This is a genomic window from Spirillospora sp. NPDC049652, assembly GCF_040675125.1.
In the GTDB taxonomy this organism is placed as follows: Bacteria; Actinomycetota; Actinomycetes; order Streptosporangiales; family Streptosporangiaceae; genus Spirillospora.
On record NZ_JBFAOF010000541.1, the window covers coordinates 1 to 4,910 of the forward strand.

Consider the following 4,910-nt stretch of genomic DNA (forward strand, 5'->3'; position numbering starts at 1 on the left):
CTCGCGGCGATCACCCGCCAGCCCTCGGCGATCTCCGCGAGCCCGGCGCTGCGCATGCTGTTCGCGCACACCGTCGCCACCAGCGCGCTGATCATGGCGGTGGCGCCGCTGATGACCTTCCGGATGATGCAGGACCTCGACTTCTCGCCGCTGGAGTACGGCATCGGCATCGGCGTGCCGTGCGTCGGCGGGCTCCTCGGCGCGCGGGTGTCCCGGCCGCTGGTGGCGCGGTTCGGGCTGCGCGCCGTGCTGCTGGGCGCGGGCGTCCTGCGCCTGCCGGGAGTGCTCGGCCTGGCCTTCGTCGGGCCGGGCCTGCCCGGACTGCTGGTGTTCATGGTGTCCCAGCTGGACCTCATCGTCGGTTCCGGGATCTTCAACCCCGCGTTCGCGACGCTCCGCCTCCAGCTCTCGGGCGAGCGCACCACCGCCCGCGTCCTCACCGCCTGGAAGATCGGCGGGCAGGTCGGGATCGCGGCGGCGACGCTCCTGGGGGCCGTCCTCGCCGCCGCGACGAACGCCCAGGCGGCGGTGGTGACGGCGGGCGTGGCCCTCGTGGGAACCGCCTTCTTCCTGCCTTGGCGAACGTCCCACGTCCCGGCCTCGACGGACGTCGAGACCGATGACGAGGACGACGACCAGACCCCCGTCGAGGCACCGGTCGCGACCACTGCCGAGACCGGGCCCGAAAAGGGGGCCGAAACCCGGCCCGAGGCGCAGGCGGGCGCCGGGAGCGCGCACGGCTGACTGCCAAGACACGACCAAGCGTGCTGCGGCTCGTCCGGAAAAGCGGGGATCGGTGCCGGTCTGCTCTCATGCCGAGGTTCGGTATCGGGCCCGCTCCGGGTGGCCGTTCCGTCACACTGCCCCGAACAGGGTCATCGGGCCGTCCCGCTCGCCGGGGTGTCAGAGGAGCCCGTCCGACGGAGGCGGTCATGAGAAGCAGCGTCATGCGGCGCGAGCGGCGGCGGATGGAGCGCCTGCGGCACCGCCTGCACGGCCTCGGCTGGCACGTCGTGTGCCGCTACGAGGACGAGCGGCCGCTGATCCGGGTGCTGTCCCCGGTGAGCTCCTGCGTCGGCGACAGCGTGGTGATCGACGCGGGCTGGTTCCGCTCCGGGACGGGCGTCTGGCTGGCGCCGTGCCGCGAGGCCGACCGGGCCGCCGAGGCGGTGGCGCAACTCCTCGCCCCCTACGTGATCGCGATCGTCATGGCCCGGCAGCAGGACGACGACTGAACCCTCCCGGGCGCCGGCCGGACGCTCCTCGGGATGACGACCGGGCCCTCCTGGGTGGAGACGCGGGTGGACACGCGGTTCCACCCCACCTCCGATGACCGCGCCGCACCGATCCGGCTACCGTCGGTAGGCATCGGGCGGTGGCGGCCGCCGGACGAGGGAAGACGGCGGTGACGGACATGGGCGTCTGGATCTTCGACGCGGTGCTGGTCCTGTGGGTGGCCGGCGAGATCGGCCTCCGGATCCGGGAGGCGAGGAAGGCCGGGACGGTCCGGGTGAGCGAGCACGGCACGCTCTGGACGTTCGTCCTGTTCGGCGTCGGCGGCGCGGTCATCGGGATCGAGCTCGGCGACCTGGTGCCGTCGCTCGACTGGCACCTCGGCACGGGCGTGTTCCTGGCGGCCGCGACGATCATGCTGGTCGGGCTGGCCGTGCGCTTCTGGGCCATCGTGACGCTGGGGAAGTTCTTCCGGTCGAGCGTGCACGTCCAGGAGGGCCACCGGGTGGTCTCGGACGGTCCGTACCGCTTCGTCCGGCACCCGTCCTACACCGGGCTGATGCTGCTCTTCATCGGGGCGTCGCTGACCTTCGGGAACCTGGTGGCGCTGGTGGTCTTTCTGGTGGGGGTGTCGATCGCGATGCTCATCCGCATCCGGGTCGAGGAGCGCGTCCTGTCGGAGGAACTGGGCGACGCGTACCGGGAGTTCGCGCGGACGCGCGCCCGCCTCATCCCGCACGTCTGGTGACGCCCCGCCGACCACACGTGCGGTGCCCCCCCGGGACCGAGTGTGGTGACGTCCACCCGACCGGCTGGGGCACGTCCCTGTCCGGTCGGGGACACGTTCGTCTTCCGGCCGAGCGCGAATCGTCGGAGGTGTGCCGTAGGGTGCGCCACGACCGCATTCCGCTGGAGGACGGGGCTGGGGTCTGTGGCGAGTTGGGACGCGGACGCGCTGGTAGAGCTGCGCGCGGCGGCCTTCCGTAGAGACGGGGCCGCCGGTTTCGCCGTGCTCCGGAACCGTCCGCTCGCACCTGTCCTGCAGTTCGCGGGCGACCTGCTGGCCGACGCCCTGCGCGAGGCCCGCACGCACCCCGGCCAAAACCCGCTCGGAGCACAGCGCGAGGACGTCGAGGCGCTCGCCCGCAAGTGCGTGGAGGCACTGGAAGGACGGGATGCCGTCGGCGACGCGCTTCTCGCCGAAACGCTGCGCGAGGCCCTGGACGACCCGTCCGGTGGCCCTGCACGTCACCCGCGCGACGCCGTCCAAGCCGTGCCCGTCGATCTGGGCGCGCTGGCGTACGCGCTCGCGGAAGGGGACGCGGTGACGATCCTCGACCTGTGCACAGGCGACCTGCTCGCCGAAGACGAACTGGACGACCTCCACTCAGACGACATCCACTCAGACGACATCCACTCAGACGACATCCATTCAGACGGCGACCGCCGCCTCAAGGCGCTCTACCGGGACACCGCGTCCGCCCACGACGACATGCACGTCTTCGCCGAGAGCGAGCCCGACACCCCCGCCCCGATGCGCGACGTCCACGCCTACACCGAGGCCCTCGCGGGCACCCGGCTGGAGTTCGCGTGGAGCCTGTTCCGCGAGGAACGGCAGCGCGGACGGGCCCGGCAGTGGCTCGCCGACAACGGCCTCGAAGCCGCCCCCCGGCGGCTCCTCTGACAGCCGCCGCCCAATGGTTTCTCTGACAAGAGAGCGGCCCCGGCCTGGAGACGACCAGACCGGGGCCGAACGACGGCGGTTGCGACGACTACAGACCGGGACGGACCAGCGGGAACGGGACGGTCTCCCGGATCGACCGGCCGGTGAGGGTGATCAGCAGCCGGTCGATGCCCATGCCCATGCCGCCCGCCGGGGGCATCGCGTACTCCAGGGCGCGCAGGAAGTCCTCGTCCAGCTCCATCGCCTCGGGGTCGCCGCCGGCGGCCTGCAGCGACTGCTCGGTGAGCCGCCGCCGCTGCAGGATCGGGTCGATCAGCTCCGAGTAGGCGGTGCCCAGCTCCAGCCCGAAGACGATCAGGTCCCACTTCTCGGCGAGCCGCGGGTCCTTGCGGTGCGGGCGGGTCAGCGGCGAGGTCTCGGCCGGGTAGTCGCGGACGAAGGTCGGGAACATCAGCGAGCCCTCGACCAGCTCCTCGAACAGCTCCTGGACGATCCGCCCCTGCCCCCACTCCGGCGCGTACCCGAGCTTGATCCGGTCGGCCAGGGCACGGACGGCCGGGAGCGGCGTGTCCGGGGTGACCTCCTCGCCGAGCGCCTCCGACACCGAGCCGTAGACGGTGATCTCCTTCCACGGCTCGCCGAGGTCGTGCTCGACGCCGTCCCGCACCACGACCGTCCCGCCGGTGGCGGCCAGCGCCGCGTTCACGACCAGGTCGCGGGTGAGGACGGCCATCGTGTCGTAGTTCCCGTACGGCTCGTAGGCCTCCAGCATCGTGAACTCGGGGTTGTGGGTCGCGTCCACGCCCTCGTTGCGGAAGTTGCGGTTCAGCTCGAAGACCTTGCCGACGCCGCCGACCAGCAGCCGCTTCAGGTACAGCTCGGGCGCGATGCGCAAGTAGAGCTGCATGTTGTAGGCGTTGATGCGGGTCGTGAACGGACGCGCGGTCGCGCCGCCGTGGATCGGCTGGAGCATTGGCGTCTCGACCTCCAGGTACCCGCCCTCGCGGAGCGTGTCCCGGACGGCCGCCACGGCGTCGCCGCGCATCCGCAGCATCTTGCGCGACTCGTCGTTGACGATGAAGTCGACGTACCGCTGCCGGACGCGCGCCTCCGGGTCGGACAGGCCCGTCCGCTTGTTGGGCAGCGGCCGCAGGCACTTGGCGGTCAGCTTCCACTGGGACGCCAGCACCGACAGCTCGCCGCGCCGGGACGTGACGACCTCGCCGGTCACCCCCACCTGGTCGCCGAGGTCGATCAGCTTCTTCCACTGCGCGAGCGGCTCGTCGCCGAGCTCGGCCGCGGACAGCATGACCTGGATGTCGCCCGTCTCGTCGCGCAGCCGCACGAACACCAGGCGGCCGTGCTCGCGGGCGAGGACGACGCGTCCGGCCACCGCGACCTGCGCCCCGGTCCGGGTGTCCGGCGCGAGGCCGGGGTGCGCGGCGAGCACGTCGCCGACGTAGTCGGTCCGCTCGAAGCCGAGCGGGTAGGGCTCCATCCCGGCGGCGCGGATCTCGGCGAGCTTGGCGTGCCGCACCCGCTCCTGCTCCGACAGCCGCCGCTGCGGGGCGCGGCGCGCCTCCGCCGCCTCCTCGATCTCGGCGATCTTGGCGACCAGCTCCGGCGTCGGGACGCGGTTGGCGGCGCGCTCCAGCTTGATCCGGTTCAGCGACGGGACGAACCCCTCGGCGCGCGCGTACGCCAGGCCGAGCCGCACCAGGTCCCGGGACTGCTGGTAGCAGATGAACCGGGGCCGCCAGTGCGGCAGGTACTTGGAGTTCGACAGGTACAGCGACTCCAGCTGCCAGAACCGGGACGCGAACGACAACAGCTTGTAGTAGATCCGCGCGACCGGTCCCGCGCCGATCTGCGAGCCGCGCTCGAACGCCGACCGCAGCATCGCGAAGTTCAGCGAGAGCTGCTGCGCGCCGACCGCCGCGGCGCGCTCGGCCAGCTTGGCGACCATGTACTCGTTCAGGCCGTTCTCGGCGGC

5 protein-coding genes are annotated in these 4,910 nt (G+C 72.2%); 4 read left to right on the forward strand and 1 reads right to left on the reverse strand.

The features are described 5' to 3' along the window. The 4 genes from AB0J52_RS27295 to AB0J52_RS27310 all read left to right on the forward strand — a co-directional run. The coding region (locus tag AB0J52_RS27295) for an MFS transporter (RefSeq protein WP_500185193.1) at positions 1–744 on the forward strand (744 nt) is incomplete at its 5' end. Positions 745–932: 188 nt separating this feature from the next. Next, complete coding sequence (locus tag AB0J52_RS27300) at positions 933–1,235, forward strand: hypothetical protein (RefSeq protein WP_500185195.1); 303 nt, start codon at positions 933–935, stop codon at positions 1,233–1,235. Between the two features lie 179 nt (positions 1,236–1,414). Further along, positions 1,415–1,981 carry a methyltransferase family protein gene (locus tag AB0J52_RS27305; protein WP_500185199.1) on the forward strand — a complete coding sequence of 189 codons (567 nt, stop codon included), beginning with the start codon at positions 1,415–1,417 and terminating at the stop codon, positions 1,979–1,981. Between the two features lie 183 nt (positions 1,982–2,164). Next, on the forward strand, positions 2,165–2,917 hold the full coding sequence (locus AB0J52_RS27310) for a hypothetical protein (RefSeq protein ID WP_500185197.1): 753 nt from the start codon (positions 2,165–2,167) through the stop codon (positions 2,915–2,917). 88 nt (positions 2,918–3,005) lie between these two features. Here AB0J52_RS27310 and lysX read toward each other — a convergent pair. Then, the coding region (lysX, locus tag AB0J52_RS27315) for a bifunctional lysylphosphatidylglycerol synthetase/lysine--tRNA ligase LysX (RefSeq protein WP_500185198.1) at positions 3,006–4,910 on the reverse strand (1,905 nt) is incomplete at its 5' end.

Bases quoted from the DNA above. Each gene is read 5' to 3' on its own strand.
- AB0J52_RS27305 (WP_500185199.1), top strand. From the start codon at position 1,415: ATGGGCGTCTGGATCTTCGACGCGGTGCTGGTCCTGTGGGTGGCCGGC.
- AB0J52_RS27300 (WP_500185195.1), top strand. From the start codon at position 933: ATGAGAAGCAGCGTCATGCGGCGCGAGCGGCGGCGGATGGAGCGCCTG.